Raw genomic sequence first — 15,415 nt, 5'->3', positions numbered from 1 at the left:
TCCTACCCGTACCATCTGCCATATATCAGTATCCCGTTTTTAAATTGCAGCTGTGCGTTGTTTGACCATCTCGACACAGTACCGTCACTGTTCATGGCTATTGGCTGTACAAAGTTTAAAGTTCCCGTTATTCCCCCTCCCTCAAAGGACGGGTTTTTCAGGGTCCATCCATGCATGTCTAAATTTGCCCCTGCGTGCAGATCTCCGGCCGTATAGTTTCCCCAGCCTTTTCCTTTCTGCACATATGTCAATTTCATTGTGTAGACCGTGGCAGAAGCTGAGTCTTTCGCAGCCCATGTCATATATGCAGCATCATCTTCCAGGTCAAAGTTCAACCCCTTTTTGGAATTATCGCTCTGCAGCTGATTGGTACCGATCTTCCCAACGTAATACCCATCTCTATAGAAATGGTTCCCGTTCTCGTTGAACGTTGCCCTGCGCTTTGATGTTGTCACAGATCCATCATAGATGGAGATTGCTCCTGCTGTGATCTGCACATATTTACTTGAATTGTTGAACGCTGTGATTACTCGATCATAATACTGTGTCACGTATGAGGCAAATTCATTTTGCTTCACCGTGGATGTGATGCTGTCAGCCAGGACCTCTATTTGCGCCGCATTGTAATGGCTCGCATACCCCAGTATCTCTATGTCTGTGATACATACATAATCCCCCGCTGTATAGCAGTATAAGTACAGGTATTTACTTCCAGCACTGACGCTGTTGATTGTCAGCTCAATGGTCTTCCATTCCGTTCCAATCTGTCCGGCAGTTGTATATGCACTGGATCCGAATGAGCATCTTAATCTGGTTCCCGCTTTTCCGCAGCACGCTTTCATTCTGATCGTAAATTTCCCTGTCTTTGGTACTTTTATGGCCGCCTTCGTACGCACGTAATGGCTTGTGCTTGTGGTATCCCCCAGATTGATGCATATGCAAGACCTATTTTTCCATGTCGTTTTATATACATAGCTGGTGTTGCTTCTGTACCAGTTTGTGTCTACCGTCCCGGAAAAACTTCCATCAATAGCATAATTATGCTGCTGTGCCTCATACATCTCCGTGACGCTCTGGGTTATCTTTCCGGCTTCCACTGTGATCCTGGCGTCTACGTCATCAATCAGCTCCTTGATATTCCGGAGCACCCGGATGTCCGTGACGTATGCCTCTCTTGCACTGCTGCCATAGAGCGCAAAATAGAATGACCTCGTCGAGGCGCTGGTCAGTGTGACCGTCCGCCGTATGGTGTACCAGGTATCTGTGGCCATGGAAGAGAAGCTCTGATACTGTGTGTATCCGTTCAGCCCAAAATAGCAGTATGAAGGCTTCACGCCGGCCGGGAGATATATTTTAAGCTCCACCTCGTAGGTGCCCGCCGGCAGCTGCCCCAGGCTCTGCTGGAGCGTGGCCATGGATGTATTGGTCTTTGTCAGATGAAACGCTTTGATGTCCCCGGCCTGTCCGGTTCCCACCGTGAGATTGGAGGATGCTGTGAAAGCATCCGGATCTAGGTCCTGGTTGTCTCCGTTGACCACGTAGTTATACCGGTTCGTGACGCTTTTCTGGTCGGTCACTGCCAGCTGGATCTGGTCCTCCACAGACCGGATGCTGGTCGTGATCAGTTCTTTTACAACGGTTTCTCTCTGGTCGGTGTACTCGTTTGCATCCTCTCCAACTTGTGTGAATTTTTCTTCCAGCTCGGTCCTATATTCCAGTGTGAGCTTTTCTGCGCTTATGGAGTTGGCCGTGATCCGCTCCCCGACTATCTGGCCGTCCAGTGTCATTCCTACTGTGTATGGTCCTTCATACCCGTTCCGGCTGCCTCCTATGCCATAGTTGTTGATCTGCAGGATCTTTGTGGCCTTGTCTTTGTCCGGGGCGTCCATGTAGAGATCCCGGAGCCACATCCCATTTTCGTCATATTCTGATAGTTTGTATCCCCCTTTACTTCCCGTCATTTGTGCGGTCAGATTGTCTATGGCCGCTTTTACAGCCTCGTTCTGGATCTTCCTGCGCTCTTCGGCGTCCGCCGTGATTCCGGAATAGATCTTGTTCTGCTGCTCTGTATATGACAGTTTCCGGTTTTCTCCCAGCGTCAGCTTGGCATTGTCCGGCTGCTGCAGAGGGATCGTCATCTCCATGACTGGGAATACCCGGTCCATGCCGTATGGTTTCGCCCTGCATTGGATCCGGTCTCCTATGTCAAAAGCGGTGTACTCCTTGTCCATGGCGGACAGGTCTACTGCCGTGAGTGTCAGTTCCAGCTCCTCAAACTGATTGTCTGCCAGCCATTCCCGTCCCTTCCGGAGCAGGTTGGACGGCTCTGTCACGTCCTGCCAGGTCTGCGTGGTCCATACCCATCCAAAGTTGTCCACCGCCTCCTGACTGTATATATAATTTGATCCACCGTTTACGCTGGTAATATCCACATATTTCTCCAGGGCCTCTATGTCTGACTCCCCCTGCAGCCTCGCTCCCAGCGGGATCAGGGCTGTGGCCAGGTTCTCTGCGGTCACACTCTCGGAGTAGTCCAGCAGGTTCAGCCCGAACTCAATCGGCTGATCACAATACTTTCCGTATTCCTCCAGTGTGATCCAGTCCAGATACAACCGGTCGTTCTCATGGCGGATCCTCAGATATCCGCCCAGTTTGTCCACCAGCTTCTCCCGGATGGCTTTCAGCGTGTTCTCAAAATTCGTATACCGGTATAGAGAGTCATTCGGATCCGTGATGGTCACGATCCCCAGATAGATCTTTTTCCGGTCCTCCACCTGGCTGTTGTGGATATCCAGGAACGCCCCCAGCATCTGCTCCGGTGTCATGTCGTGATATTCTGCCTGTGGCTGCAGGGAGTCGGAAAGGAAACTCATTGCGCCGGCGCAATACACGCTCTTGTTTTTGTATCTGTCTACTTTTGGCTGCTTCCGCACCTCTCCGTAGAAGATCTCTGTTGAGTCTCGGAATACACTGACCATGCTGCGCCGGTTCTTGATCTTGTCATACAGCGGGTTGATCGGCGGCACCGTAAACTCAAATGTGCCGGAATATCCCGTCTGCAGGTTGACTGTGGGGGCGGTCAATACCGCCTCCTTGTCTCCCGGGTAGTATAGGACCTGGCCATCCATTTTCACTTTATACATTACAATGACCCCCTCCTATACCGGATCGTGAGCGTTCCCTGCCCCTTAAATGTCAGAGTCACATCCTCCTGATCTACTACAATATCCGCAAAGCGGTTCTTTCCCTGGATCAGCGTGTAGGTTTCTCCTCCTGCCGTCATGGTAATGCCGGCAGCTCCCATCTGGCTGACCTGGATGGTTGGTACAAAAGGCATCAGGTCCGGTACGATCGTGTAGCTCTGTGTGCTCGTAGGCCCCGCAAGCGTGATCTCTGTACCTTCGTCTATGATGCCGGTTTCAAAGTCAAACGGATCCCACAGCCAGTCCTCCGTGGAGTCTGCCACATTATACTTGTATGGATCCGCTTTCGGGATGGACAGTGTGAATGTACCCAGCTCCCGGTTCCGGTCAAAGCTCTGTACTGTAGCCCGGCCGGTCCAATAAAAGCCGGGATCATTGTCAAAAATGAGCTTGATCTCCCTTCCCTCAATCAGGTTCCGGAGGTCTGAGATAAAGATATCCCAGTCATTCCTCGGCTTTTTCCCGCCCAGCTCTATATTGATCGGCCGGCTTTTGAATATCCGCCGGCCGGCAATCGCCTCTGAGAAATCCAGGAACCCATCCGCTCCCGGTACATCCACATAATAGGTCTCCTGCTCTACATCCCCTATATAGTCGTTGTTTCCAATGGCCAGGCCCCAGTTTTTCAGAGTGTGGTACTGTTCGCCGGTGGCCACGATCTCAATGGTGGCCCCGTTTGTTATGGCGTTCATTACAAATATCCCTCCTCTTGTGCCAGGATCCCCAGCTGTATATTCATGTCTCTGGCCAGATGTGCCGCCACCTCTCCAGTCTCCCATCTGAGGTTTAAGCCCTGGGCCAGATACGGCAGGTACTGAGCCAGCAGTGAGGTGATGGACAGGATGGCGTTGTTCTGAGCTGCATTGCTCTGATCCACCATGGCATTGGCATTGATGCTCATGTCCTTGCTCACTCCGGCTATGGCGTCCGTCACAACGGACTTGCTCTTTTCTATGCCCTTGGCCAGCCCTTCCATAAAGTCAGGCATCCAGGACTCATATTCTGTCAACGGCCCCTCATCCGGGACTGAGAAATGCAAGAATGACCGGATCTTATTTGCCACACTGGAGACCGCACTGGTCACATTTCCTATGGCGTTCCGGATGCCCCTTGCTATTCCGTTAATAAAGTCAGCGCCCCACTGGAGTGCTCTGCTCGGCAGGGATGTGATGAAACTGATCGCAGACTGAAATCCGTTTCTCACAACATTCCCCAGGCTGCTCAATGCGTTCCGGATCCCGGAGACCAGGTTCTGGAACGCCTGCACCGCTGAATTTTTGAGGTTCGTGGCGGTCTGCACCACGGAATTTTTGATATTCTGCCATGCCTGTGAGGCGGCAGATTTCATATTGTTCCATGCCTGCGACACGGAATTTTTCAGGTTCGTTACAGCCTGCACCGCTGAATTTTTGAGGTTTGTGGCCGCTGTGACCACCGCCTGCTTAATATTGTTCCAGGCTGTGCTCGCCGCCTGCTTCGCCATCTCCCACAAATTTCCCAGGGTGTCCTTAAATCCCGTGATCAGCGTGGTCACATGTGTAACCAGCCCCTGCGCCAGAGATGAGACCACCTGCTTGATGCCGGACCAGATTGTTGAGGCTGCCTGCTGGATATTGGACCAGATATTTTGAGCATCCTCTTTCAGCTGCGTGAAGTTTCCGGTCACAAGGTCGATCAGCAGCAGCACCGGTCCCAGTATCGTGTTTTTGATCAGCTCCCAGGCGCCGGACGCAATCTGCTGCAGTCCGGTCCAGATGCCCTGCAGTGTCGTGACGGCATTCTGCCACAATGTCTGTATGGTCGTTACGATCCCGGAAATGACCGGGTTCTGCATCATCATGGTCCAGATGTTCACAAAGAAGTCATGTACCTGCTGCCAGATACCGGACCACCATTCTGGGATCCCCTGGAACCAGGCCACCACAGACTGCCAGGCCTGCGGGATCGTCTGCGTGAAAAATGTGCAGATGCCCGTCCAGATCCCGGAGAAAAACTGTCCGATCTGTGACCACAGCCCGGACCACCACTCAGCCGCACCCTGGAATTTCGCCACCAGAGCGTCCCAGGCCGCCGGGATCGTCTCGGTAAAAAATGAACAGATAGAGTTCCATATTGCAGCGCACTTGTCTTTGACTGTCTGCCACAAATTTCCGAACCACTCCGTTATGGCGCCCCAGTTTTTCACTATGGCTATGATCCCGGCTATTGCTGCGGCCACTCCGGCAATGATGCCTATGATTGGCCCCAGAGTTGCCGTTCCTAAAAAAGTTACTACTTGGACCACAGCCATAATAACTGGCGCCAGCGCAGTAAAGGCGGCAATCAGCGCCCCCAGTATGATGACAAAATTTTGCACCGGTTCCGGGAGGCTCCCGAAAAATTCTCCAATCTTCTGTATTCCTGACGCCAGCGGCGGTATGATCTGATTGGCCAGGTTCATCAGTGCCTCCCCCAAAGGGATGAGGCTCTGCTGCAGCTGCCTCATGCTGGCCTCAAACTTCTGTGACTCCGTTGTGGAGGAGTCAAACATATTCTGGGCGGATCCAGATACCTCATCATAGGTCTGCCCCACTGAGGTCAGCGACTCTATAAACCGGGTGTTTCCATCCTCTCCCATGGTTCCAAACGCCAGGGCTGCCTTGTTCAGCTTGTCCTGCTGGTTCTCTGTGTTCTGTATGTCCTTCACAATGGCATCAATGACCTGCTTCTGGGTAGCTCCGCCCTGCTGCCACTGTTTGAATACGTTCTCAACCTCTTCTCCCCAGCCGCCGGTTCCAGCCTCCACCTGCCCGGTCTCCTCGTTGATCTTGCTGAGTGAGTCCGCTATGGTGCCGTCTGCCAGTCTGGTTGTGACCTCGTTGATTGCGTCATTTACCTTGTCCAGGTTATAGGCGCCGCCCTCCAGGCCGTTCTGGAGGAGCTGAAAATATTCCTGTGCGGAATATCCAGCCTGGGAAAACTTCCCGGCGTACTCTGAGATGTTGTCTCCCAGCTCGTTGGTCTTGTCCAGACCGTTCTGGGTTCCGGATACAATATAATCCATGGCCTCCTGGGCGCTCATCCCAAAATTGACCATTAGAGAATTGACGCCCCGGAGTGTCTCGTTCATATCAATTCCATACAGCTCTTCCAGCGTGATGGCCTGCTCTGTGAGGTTGGTCAGCTCCGTCTGGTCCAGATCCTGCAGGTTTTTCTTAACAGTTATGACCGCATTGGAAACCGTGTCCATGGAGTCGCCTACGCCCTCGCCATACACATCCTTGATGACGCTTGCGGTCTGTTCTGCCGCTTTTCCGGTTTCTCCAAAATAAGTGGATGCCTTTACCGTGGCGTCCTGCGTCTCGGTAAAAGCATCCTTGGCTTTTTCTCCTAATTCAGTTATCTTATCCCCGACTGCAGAGAGCTGTTCTGCCGCCTCCAGCAGCACGCCTCCCGTCAGAGTTTTTCCCATTCCGTCCAGCTGCTCCGCTGTGTTGCCTGCCTGTGATCCGGCGTCCCGCAGATCCTGGATCAGGTTCTGGATAGCCTGGCCGTCATCCACCGTGTCCAGAGCGTCCGTCAGCTGCCTGATGTCCGCTTTTCCTCCGGTGGCTGATTTCCCGATTTTTTCTATCGCCAGTTTCAGCTGATCAGCAGAGGCGGATCCGTTTTTGATCGCTGTGACCAGGCGGTTTCCCAGGACGTCCGCATAGTCATCCACGTTCGTCCCGGTGGCCTGGAATAATTTGTTCAGCCGATCGGTATTGGTGGCCAGCCGGTCCTGCTCTGTGTTCAGACCGGCCAGCTCCGTCTCATATCTTGTCAGTGTCGCCCTGGTCTCTTCCACTTCCCGCTGGAAAGCCATATACTGCTCCTGGCCGATCTTCCCGGCCTCCAGGGCGGCTGTAACGTCTTTCTGTGCAGCCTCCAGGCTGTCCAGTTTCTCTGTGGTGTCCGCAATTGCATTTTTCAGCAGCTCCTGCTTCTGGGCCACCAATACAGTGTTGGAGGGATCCAATTTCAGCAGGTTGTTCACATCTTTCAGCTGTGCCTGGGTGCTTTTGAGCTTCCCATTCACATCACTGAGGGCTTTCTGTAGGCCTGTGGTATCGCCTCCGATTTCTATCGTTATTCCCTTTATGTTGCGGCCTGCTGCCATCCTTCCACCTCCTTAAAATCTGTCAAAGTCTTCCTGTGTAGCCATGCGTGGATATTTGTAGGAGTCATTCTGCTGCTCCGTAAACATATCCATGACCATTCCCACTGTAAGCAGGTCCAGATCCCGGATAGATATCCCCACCTGGCAGCACCGCAGCAAAAACAAAGGAGTGTTTAACTCCCTGCTACTTGGTCTAAGTTTTTTTTTGCTTTGCTCTGGGTTTCTTCATTCAGGTTCCAGAGTTCCAGGATGGCCGGCAGGATCTGATAGATGGAAAACGTCTGGAACTGCTCCAGCCATTCCATGATGTCCGCCGGCACGTTCTTTGGATCTGCGTGCTGCGCCATCACATAGGCGATATTCTCAAACATTTCCAGATCCTCAATAGGGATCTCGCTTTCCTCTTTGTCCTTTTTCTTGCCTTTCTTGTCCACTGACTTCGCTACTTTCTGGAGATCCATGAAAAGGTCTCTCCGGAATTTCATGCGGTAAATTCTCGGCACCGCTGCGGATGCCTTGAACTCCACCTCTTTCCCGTCAATCATGACTTTCTTTCTCAGCACTTTTATCCCTCCTTAATTTGTTCCGGCGGCTCCCGCCTCCTGGCCTGTGCTCTGATCATCATTCTGCGTTGCCGGACCTGCTGCCTGGCTTGTTCCCTGATCCGCAGTGAGTGATGTCTCCTCTGCTGAGGTAACCGGCGTATACACGTTTGAGTACCATCCTGCGTATGTTTCTGCGTCCGTGTCCGGCCCTGTCTGTGCTTTTACCAGTCCATCTGACCGTGGGCTGTTCGTGATGGATAATGTCTCTGTTCCAGGCTCCACCGTCTCCTCCGTGGTCTCAGACTCAATGGACGGCCTGGTGCATGTACAGTTATAGAGGCACCTGCGGATTGCCCTCTGATCGCCGTCAAACTCAAAGAGCAGGGCAAAGGGATTGGTGTTGTTGTTGGCGTTCTCCACCAGAACGCTTTTATCATCCAGCGTCTCATTGAGGATCTCTGTCCGGAACCAGCTGGGGATGAGCGCCATCTCCAGATCTCCGGAGTATCCGTTGTTTGCACTTGTAACAAAATAGGCGATACCATCCGCATAGAATGTGGAGATCTCGCCCTCTGCGTCCAGGCTGATACTTACAGCGCCCGGAATGTTCTTCGGTGTGGCATAGGAGTACGTGGTGGCGCCGTCCTCGCCGGCCGTCTCCGTCTGCTTTGCCACATGCACATTTTTGATGTTATACTTGACTTTGTTTTCCTTGTTTCCAGCCATGTGTTAAACCTCCATTTCGTAAAGTGACTCCCACATCTTTTCAGTCTCCAGCCACTCAGAGGCTGTCTGCTGCCACGGGATCCCGTATTTATCCAGGATGCCCTCCAGCTTCTCCTCCAGCGCCCAGTCCTTTTCATCTGTGTAGAGTTCAATGTCCAGTTCTTTGATCTTGTGATAGGTCTGCCCGTCCGCAAAAAAGTTGTCTGTTCCCGGCACGATCCAGACCAGTATGGGGAGGGATACGTCCTGCATCTCCTTCTGGGTAAAATGATGATACTTGAACGGGATCTCCATCTCCTCCAGCATTTTTTCAATCTGTTCCGCTGTCATAGTCTTTTCCGCAACTCCTTTTCCAGTTCTTCTGCTGCCACCTCTTCCGCCGGCGCAATGTGCACGATCGCCGGAGTGCGTCCGCCATCTCGGTTCTGATGGCCTTTCTCCAGCAGATGTGACAGGGCATATTCCGGTTTTGCGGCGTGTACTATCATGGTGTGCCTGGTTCTTTTTGTTTCCCCGACTCCATAGGTCCACGATTCAGCATAGTCTCCGGTCAGTTTCGGAGAGTTCTTATTCAGCATTTTCGCTGTGTCCTCCGCCACTTCCCGGGATACCTTTTCCACTTCCAGCCCGGTCTCAATGCCATAGTCCTCCAGCTGCTTCATTACTTCCTTGGCCAGATTGCCTATTTTAACCGCCACCGTCACCCCTCCCGTCTTTGTATGGATGCACTAATTTTTCCAGAGACAGATACAGCGCCGGCGGCTTTGTGTCATACTTCGGTTGGATCTGCAGGATCTGGTACTGTCCAGATCTTTTTTCTATCTCCTTCTCATTCTCCAGGATGACTATGTCGTTGACTTCAATCATGTCTATTCCCAGCACAGGTAGTGGTACCGCCAGCAGTTTATCAACTTTATTCCCTGCGGTCTTTGCCTGCCAGAAACGCTGCACTCCCACCGTCCGGTTCCCAAAACGGATGTGCTCCATTTTCGTCCTGGTTATCGTGCGCTCATCTGCTTCACAGACAGTCAGCAGCCCGTCCCCGAAATTTTCAAATTGTCTGCTCTGTATCCGCGGCATAAGCGTCCACCTTTCTTGCGATCTGCAGGGAGAGGATTTCCTCCTTGTAGTTCGCCCAGAACTGCGGTATCTCTCCCGCCCTCGCATACATGACGTAATCAAAAAGGAGCGCTCTTTCCTGAGTCTCCTCATAGAAATTGCACTCCCCTATTTTTCCCTTAATGGCAGCCATCCCTCTCTGGACCATCCCCATGTACTTCTGGTCTCCCAGGGTATCGTCCCATGTGATGTCCAGATAGTTCTTTATGTCACTGAGGAGTTTTTTGTCCTTATCGTCTGCCATAGCTCTTTTACTCCTTTGTTACTGTGATCGTGTAGGTCTTCGTGAGTTCTCCGTCAGTTACTTTGACTTTGACCGTGTTGGCTCCAGACGCCCAGGTGGCCGCTGTTCCGTTTGTCACGGGCGTTTCTCCTACCGTGATCTCGATCTCAGCGGATCCGCTGGCCGGCACTGCCGTGATGACGTTGGTGGCGTTGCTGGTAGTAGCGGTGTAGGTCGTTGTTCCGGCGGCGAACTCAGGAGACAGCGCCAGGCTTCCGATCTTCAGATCAGCCAGGTCAGCGCTGTATGTCTTTTCCTCTGTGGTGGAAATGACTTTGAAGCGTACCGGCTGCAACTCTGTGATGTCCAGCACCTGAAAGGCGTTGTTATCCATGGCAAAGCCGTTGGCATAGAGCTTGATCAGATATACTCTTTCATCTTCCAGGAACCGGTATTCGTCAGAATATTCGATCCTTCCATTTCTGGCCATTCCTACGCCCAGGAAATACTTGGATGCCATTCCATAGACCGCCTTGCCCTCCTTCACGGCTGCGCTCTGGATAATTTCCGCATCCACCGGCAGCACAGAGGCATAGACTCCGTCCGGCGTCAGCATTCTGGTGGCCGGCAGCACTCTCCGAAAATAGTCCACCGGATTGACCAGGAGGATCAGTCCTGTCACGGTTCTGGCCTGGCCCTTGTCATTCTTCGCCATGATGGCCGTTATGTTCCCCATCTGCTCCATGTCCAGTGCGGTCATTTTGATGGCGGATTTTTCCGGGTATACTCCGTCTTTCACAGAGATGCCATCTCCTACCTGGCGCATCATTCCGATCGGTTCATCCTTTCCGGTACCATTGACAATTCCATACTCCAGGCCATTGGCCAGCGCCTCATAGAGCACCTGGCGCACGTAATTGTCCAGCCACACAGGCCCCAGGTCCAGCATGGCCTTAGATACCGGCAGAAATGCGCTCAATTTGTCCTGGGTTACATCCACCTCTTTAAATCCGGAGGTCAGCTCCTCAATGATCTTGGCGGTCAGCTTACCCCATGCCGCTCTCTGCTCTCCGTTGGTGTTCATCATCATCCTGGTCAGTCCTGTGACGGTTGTCGCAGATAACCGGGAGAGCAGCGGATGGTTAGTGGACAGCTCATCAAATACAGAGTTGATGATTGTCTCCGGCATAACCACCTCAACATCATTGAGTGCCTGCTTCGGGTCTTTAGACTTCATGGCCTCAATGACCTTTTCATAGTATTCTCTTTCCTTGGAGGTCAGCTGACGCACGCCTCTCTGGGCCAGGATGGTCACATCCTGCTCATTCATCATTTCTCTTGCCTGCTCCAGGACGTTCTCCTCGATTTTCTGGCAGAGTTCCGTGAAAGCCTCGCTGAACATCTTGGCGTCATCATCCTTGATGGCCTGGTTCATCTTCTCCACAATCTTGGCTTTCTCCATTGCTAAAATGTCTTTGTTCTTCATCTTGGTTCTCCTTTACATATTTTTGAAAAAGTTTGCCAACTGGTTCGTGAGTTTCTTTTCCGGTTTCGGTTCCGGATCTGCTGCCGGCGGCTGGATCATGGCCTGCATCTGCTCCCGGAATGACTTCTGCTGTGCGATCATCTGGGTAAGCTGCTGCACCTGCTCCATCAGCTTCTGCTGAGTGTCCTGCTCATCCGCCTGATAGCTGTCGATCTTGTCGATCAGTCCATATTCCAGGCACTGATCCGGCGTGAGGAATGTCTCCGCCTCCATCATGTCAATGAGCTGCTGTTCTTCCAGGTTGGATCTTTCCAGGAAAATTTTCCGGTTTGACTCCATCAGCACGTCCAGATCATCTGCGGCTTTCCGGAGTTCTTTGGCATTTCCTTCCACGCTCATCCACATGTTATGCACAAGGGCGGATGTTCCCAGCCCCATGATCCTCTCATCACATGCCTGCAGGATCAGGAAAGCCACGCTGTAGGCCACGCCATCCACATATCCCACCTTCTTACAGCCTTTCTGTTTCAGCTGTGTGTAGATTGCCACACCTTCCTTGACAGAACCTCCGTTTGAGTTGATATGCAGCTCAATCGTAGCGGTGTCCGGGATGGCCTCCAGCTGGTCACGAAAATACTTTGCAGAGGTCTCTGACTCCTTCATGGTCCAGGTCGTCCAGTCAAACGTGCCATAAGCTGTCACATCATCATAGATATACAGCTTATGGACTCCTGCTGACTGTTGAAAGCAAAAGTTAATTGGTTTCGGCACCTTCTCCACCTCCTTTCTTGCTCTGTTCTTCCAGGAAATCCTGGATAGTCGAGTAGTTTTTGGTTATAAAATGTTGGTTCGCCCACTCATCTGATAGCTGCGGTTCTCCCAACGCTCTCAGAAGCATATTCACTGTATAGATCCCGGAGCTGATGAGCTTATCCGCCGGAGTGGCTATGTCAAACATGTCAATGTGCTTGACCCTCATGGTGTTGATCTGCAGGCGGGTGCCTTTCTCCACTCCGCTCTTGCCTATCCTCTTTCTGTTGATCTCCTGCTGCAGCATTTCGGCCAGGGGATCCAGGCAGAATGTCAGCATTTCCTCCACCGCCTTACTGGTGTCTTGTACGTCTCCCTTGGCAAGGGACGGCGGCATGGAAATTCCTCTCGCTGTAAAATCAAAGATATCATCATACTGATTTTTGATGTCCCGGCTCGTTCCCTCGCTGTATGTTTTGGATCCCAGGTCTGTATACTCATACCCCTCAAATAACGGCAGGACCGCATTGGAGCTGTTGAAAAAGGACTTGAAGTATTCATTCATCAGCTTTTTCAGCTTCTCCTCAAACAGTTTCTCTGACTGCGCCATGGTCGAAATGTTCAGTATTCCCCTGCTGCCCCTGCTTTTGAGGTATGACTGTGCGCTGTAGTCGATCAGTTTACTATAGGAGCCATACAGGCCATTGATAATTTTGTTCACATTCCGGTTGTTGAGCTTCCAGTGGAGCACGTCTGCGCTGTGGAATGTCCGTGAAAACTGGTAGTCATCCACCAGCACGTTTCTGTAGGTGTCTCCATACAGTGTGTTGCGTGTTACATCAAAGCTGTCCGCCACCAGCAGCTGTCCGTCATAACTCTCTACAATCAGCAGCTCATTTTCCCGGTACAGCTTTTCTATGGCCTTGCTGAGAAATTCCGCCTTGTTCTGGTTGCGGTTCGGCTCATAGTTCCAGGTGTAGTATTCGTCTCCGAAAATCTCCCTGCCCTCGTAGAAGGTGCGGAACTCGCATTTTGTCAGGGCGTTCGCAATCTTGCCTATGCAAGTCCAGAACGCCAGCTCCCGGAGGCATACCTCGGCCGCTGCATCCCGGACCTGCTGATCCGTGATCTCTATGGTGGTTACTTTCTCCGGCTCCGGAGTCTCCCGGCTTTTGAACAATCGTTTTATGCTGAACCCCATCTCTTTCCTCCTTTCTGCGCTCAGTATGTGAAGACGCCCAGATCCGGCGCATTAGTAACCTGGGCGTATGGCAGGGCGTCCTCAACCGCCATGGATGCCACCAGGGCCATGAACGGGTCTGTTTTTCTGGACTTCGCCTCGATTTTGGCATATACAAAATTGCCTATGTCGGCATCATCCTCTTTCCCCAGCTTCCGGCCATATCGGATCATCTTTGTGTTGTTGACGGCCCACCGCAGTGTGGGGTTGTCTCCCCACGCAAAATAATCATTGGCAAAGCAGCTGTCTATGACCGGCGCCACCTTCATGATGTCTGAGGGACGGACCAGTTTCAGGTTCTTGTAGGCTTTCGCATCAAAGCCTATTCCTTTCAGATACTGCGCCAGCAGCGCATAGCGGAAGTCATCTATTGCCATCATCTTGATGGAATAATATTCCTTTTGCATCTCTATGTACTCCACTATGGTCTCCGGGTGGATCTCCACATCATCCACCAGGTCGATCAGCCCCCGGTTCGCCCACTCCCGCCACGGAGCTTTGATCCGTGGCAGATCCTTAGAGTTGAGGCACAGCCATGAATGGTTGAGGTCGTACCGGATATTTCCGTCCCGAAAATGCAGGTTGACAGATACAAAGTCTGTGATTTTTGAGAAGTCTATCCCGCAGGTGCAGACTCGCCCCTGCAGATCGTCCACCGGCACCGGCCTGTTGGTGGCCTTGATCCGCTCATAGCTGCAGACCTTGATCTCGCTGGTTCCGTCCGGTATGTTCATCCTCTTGGTCATAAATGCTGTGAACTTATCCGGATGCTTGATCCAGTCTCTGTACTCTTTCCGGATCTCTTCCAGCAGATCCGGCAGATACGGCAGTGAGGGGTTGGCTTTCTCCCAGTTCGCCTCATCATGGACCTCATCCTTGCTGTCCAGCCTGCAGATATATGGCAGGAGTCCGTTGTCCGGCTCTCCCCCGAACAGGATGCCCTCTGCGGTCTCCAGGAGGTCGTCCAGCGGCCCCTCTCTCACGTCTCCCTGGGTGGTATAGTAAGACCGGCGTGGATGTTTCTTTTTCCCCAGGCCGGTCGTAAATACATTGATATTTTTATAGTCCTGATACTGGTGGATCTCGTTGAGTACCACCATTCCGGACCGGAGTCCGTCTTTTCCTCCGGGGTTGTTGGTGTGCCCCCGGATCGTTGATCTCGTTTTGAGGTTGATCACTTTTTCCATGGTCCACCGGAAAAAGCGTTGTAGCTTTTTGATCCAGCGTGGCTGCTCAAACGCTCCCACAATATCCTGGACCGGCCGGAGGGCCTGGTCCTCATTGTTCGCACAGATGTCCACATCATACTCCCGGATCCCGTTGTACTCAGATGACAGAGCCACCGCCTCCAGGGCAATGGTCCCATCTTTCCCGGCTCCACGGCCGATCAGGCAGAACAGATCCGGCCAGCGGGGCATCCCGCTCTCCCGCCAGTATGTCGTGTCATGCAGGGCTATGACAAATTCCTGCCACGGGAACACCCGCTCGTATGGAAAATATCTTGCCAGCCCCAGATAGTCCGTCAGCTGCTGCTGATCCACGTAAATGTCCTCTGTCTCAAAGCACTCCCTCACATGCTTCACAAGGGCCTTGATTTCCTTGGATGATCTTACTGCTCCGGTCTCCACGGCCTCCATATAGGACTCTATGCGTGGATCACAGTTTTTCATCATCATCATCCTTTATGGTCTTTTCGGTAGTCAGTCCCAGCTTGTCCAGGATCATCAGCATCTGCTTATTTACAGCTACCAGATCCTTGACTGATTGGTTTTGTTTTACTATGGTGGCCTTGCCGGATGCAGATGTGGTCTCATAGGATACTCCTCTCTTTTTGATGTCCGCTTTCAGCTTCTTTTTGATGTCATAGAGGGCCATATAGTCATCCAGCAGGTCCAAAAAACAGGAAATATCCGCCTCTTTTCTCTCCAGCTGTGAAACTAAACTTTCTAATATATCGCCTTTTTTTTGAGCCACATTTCCACCCC

The 15,415-nt window shown here is 52.1% G+C and carries 15 protein-coding genes; all 15 read right to left on the bottom strand.

Annotated elements, in window-relative coordinates:
• Window positions 1–2: 2 nt before the first annotated feature.
• Genes EUBC25_RS12580 through EUBC25_RS12510 form a run of 15 tightly spaced genes read right to left on the bottom strand, consistent with a single transcriptional unit; the run spans window position 3 to window position 15,404 of the window.
• The gene (locus EUBC25_RS12580) at window positions 3–3,143 is read right to left on the bottom strand and encodes a phage tail protein (RefSeq protein ID WP_230105831.1); all 3,141 of its coding nucleotides are present in this window, start codon (window positions 3,141–3,143) and stop codon (window positions 3–5) included.
• Window positions 3,143–3,895 carry a phage tail domain-containing protein gene (locus EUBC25_RS12575; protein ID WP_230105830.1) on the bottom strand — a complete coding sequence of 251 codons (753 nt, stop codon included), beginning with the start codon at window positions 3,893–3,895 and terminating at the stop codon, window positions 3,143–3,145. The genes EUBC25_RS12580 and EUBC25_RS12575 overlap by 1 nt, the downstream gene beginning before the upstream one ends.
• Window positions 3,895–7,341 carry a phage tail tape measure protein gene (locus EUBC25_RS12570; RefSeq protein ID WP_230105829.1) on the bottom strand — a complete coding sequence of 1,149 codons (3,447 nt, stop codon included), beginning with the start codon at window positions 7,339–7,341 and terminating at the stop codon, window positions 3,895–3,897. The genes EUBC25_RS12575 and EUBC25_RS12570 overlap by 1 nt, the downstream gene beginning before the upstream one ends.
• Before the next feature lie 12 nt (window positions 7,342–7,353).
• Window positions 7,354–7,506, bottom strand: a complete 153-nt coding sequence (locus tag EUBC25_RS12565; protein WP_230105828.1) for a hypothetical protein — start codon at window positions 7,504–7,506, stop codon at window positions 7,354–7,356.
• 8 nt (window positions 7,507–7,514) lie between these two features.
• Window positions 7,515–7,904 (bottom strand): hypothetical protein, encoded by a 390-nt coding sequence (locus EUBC25_RS12560; RefSeq protein ID WP_230105827.1) that lies wholly within the window; start codon window positions 7,902–7,904, stop codon window positions 7,515–7,517.
• Between the two features lie 12 nt (window positions 7,905–7,916).
• Window positions 7,917–8,612: a major tail protein gene (locus EUBC25_RS12555; RefSeq protein WP_230105826.1), complete on the bottom strand. Its 696-nt coding sequence runs from the start codon at window positions 8,610–8,612 to the stop codon at window positions 7,917–7,919.
• Window positions 8,613–8,615: 3 nt separating this feature from the next.
• Complete coding sequence (locus tag EUBC25_RS12550) at window positions 8,616–8,942, bottom strand: hypothetical protein (RefSeq protein ID WP_230105825.1); 327 nt, start codon at window positions 8,940–8,942, stop codon at window positions 8,616–8,618.
• On the bottom strand, window positions 8,939–9,310 hold the full coding sequence (locus tag EUBC25_RS12545) for an HK97 gp10 family phage protein (RefSeq protein ID WP_230105824.1): 372 nt from the start codon (window positions 9,308–9,310) through the stop codon (window positions 8,939–8,941). Before EUBC25_RS12545 ends, EUBC25_RS12550 begins: the two co-directional genes overlap by 4 nt.
• Window positions 9,300–9,692: a hypothetical protein gene (locus EUBC25_RS12540; protein WP_230105823.1), complete on the bottom strand. Its 393-nt coding sequence runs from the start codon at window positions 9,690–9,692 to the stop codon at window positions 9,300–9,302. Before EUBC25_RS12540 ends, EUBC25_RS12545 begins: the two co-directional genes overlap by 11 nt.
• Window positions 9,664–9,975 (bottom strand): hypothetical protein, encoded by a 312-nt coding sequence (locus EUBC25_RS12535; protein WP_230105822.1) that lies wholly within the window; start codon window positions 9,973–9,975, stop codon window positions 9,664–9,666. The genes EUBC25_RS12540 and EUBC25_RS12535 overlap by 29 nt, the downstream gene beginning before the upstream one ends.
• A 7-nt stretch (window positions 9,976–9,982) precedes the next feature.
• Window positions 9,983–11,440 (bottom strand): phage major capsid protein, encoded by a 1,458-nt coding sequence (locus EUBC25_RS12530; protein ID WP_230105821.1) that lies wholly within the window; start codon window positions 11,438–11,440, stop codon window positions 9,983–9,985.
• A gap of 12 nt (window positions 11,441–11,452) precedes the next feature.
• Window positions 11,453–12,211 carry a head maturation protease, ClpP-related gene (locus EUBC25_RS12525; RefSeq protein ID WP_230105820.1) on the bottom strand — a complete coding sequence of 253 codons (759 nt, stop codon included), beginning with the start codon at window positions 12,209–12,211 and terminating at the stop codon, window positions 11,453–11,455.
• Complete coding sequence (locus EUBC25_RS12520) at window positions 12,195–13,391, bottom strand: phage portal protein (protein WP_230105819.1); 1,197 nt, start codon at window positions 13,389–13,391, stop codon at window positions 12,195–12,197. The genes EUBC25_RS12525 and EUBC25_RS12520 overlap by 17 nt, the downstream gene beginning before the upstream one ends.
• 20 nt (window positions 13,392–13,411) lie before the next feature.
• On the bottom strand, window positions 13,412–15,100 hold the full coding sequence (locus tag EUBC25_RS12515) for a terminase TerL endonuclease subunit (RefSeq protein WP_230105818.1): 1,689 nt from the start codon (window positions 15,098–15,100) through the stop codon (window positions 13,412–13,414).
• On the bottom strand, window positions 15,087–15,404 hold the full coding sequence (locus EUBC25_RS12510) for a P27 family phage terminase small subunit (protein WP_230105817.1): 318 nt from the start codon (window positions 15,402–15,404) through the stop codon (window positions 15,087–15,089). Before EUBC25_RS12510 ends, EUBC25_RS12515 begins: the two co-directional genes overlap by 14 nt.
• Window positions 15,405–15,415 lie beyond the last annotated feature (11 nt).

It is taken from the genome of Claveliimonas bilis, assembly GCF_020892095.1.
GTDB classification, from domain to species: Bacteria; Bacillota; Clostridia; order Lachnospirales; family Lachnospiraceae; genus Claveliimonas; species Claveliimonas bilis.
The sequence above is the reverse complement of the archived record's forward strand: the minus strand, read 5'-3'. Positions and strand labels throughout refer to the sequence as shown.

Excerpts from the sequence above, each read along its gene's own strand:
- EUBC25_RS12530 (WP_230105821.1), bottom strand. The coding sequence starts at position 11,440 with ATGAAGAACAAAGACATTTTAGCAATGGAGAAAGCCAAGATTGTGGAG.
- EUBC25_RS12575 (WP_230105830.1), bottom strand. The coding sequence starts at position 3,895 with ATGAACGCCATAACAAACGGGGCCACCATTGAGATCGTGGCCACCGGC.
- EUBC25_RS12580 (WP_230105831.1), bottom strand. The coding sequence starts at position 3,143 with ATGTATAAAGTGAAAATGGATGGCCAGGTCCTATACTACCCGGGAGAC.
- EUBC25_RS12520 (WP_230105819.1), bottom strand. The coding sequence starts at position 13,391 with ATGGGGTTCAGCATAAAACGATTGTTCAAAAGCCGGGAGACTCCGGAG.
- EUBC25_RS12570 (WP_230105829.1), bottom strand. The coding sequence starts at position 7,341 with ATGGCAGCAGGCCGCAACATAAAGGGAATAACGATAGAAATCGGAGGC.
- EUBC25_RS12515 (WP_230105818.1), bottom strand. The coding sequence starts at position 15,100 with ATGAAAAACTGTGATCCACGCATAGAGTCCTATATGGAGGCCGTGGAG.
- EUBC25_RS12550 (WP_230105825.1), bottom strand. The coding sequence starts at position 8,942 with ATGACAGCGGAACAGATTGAAAAAATGCTGGAGGAGATGGAGATCCCG.
- EUBC25_RS12540 (WP_230105823.1), bottom strand. The coding sequence starts at position 9,692 with ATGCCGCGGATACAGAGCAGACAATTTGAAAATTTCGGGGACGGGCTG.
- EUBC25_RS12555 (WP_230105826.1), bottom strand. The coding sequence starts at position 8,612 with ATGGCTGGAAACAAGGAAAACAAAGTCAAGTATAACATCAAAAATGTG.
- EUBC25_RS12535 (WP_230105822.1), bottom strand. The coding sequence starts at position 9,975 with ATGGCAGACGATAAGGACAAAAAACTCCTCAGTGACATAAAGAACTAT.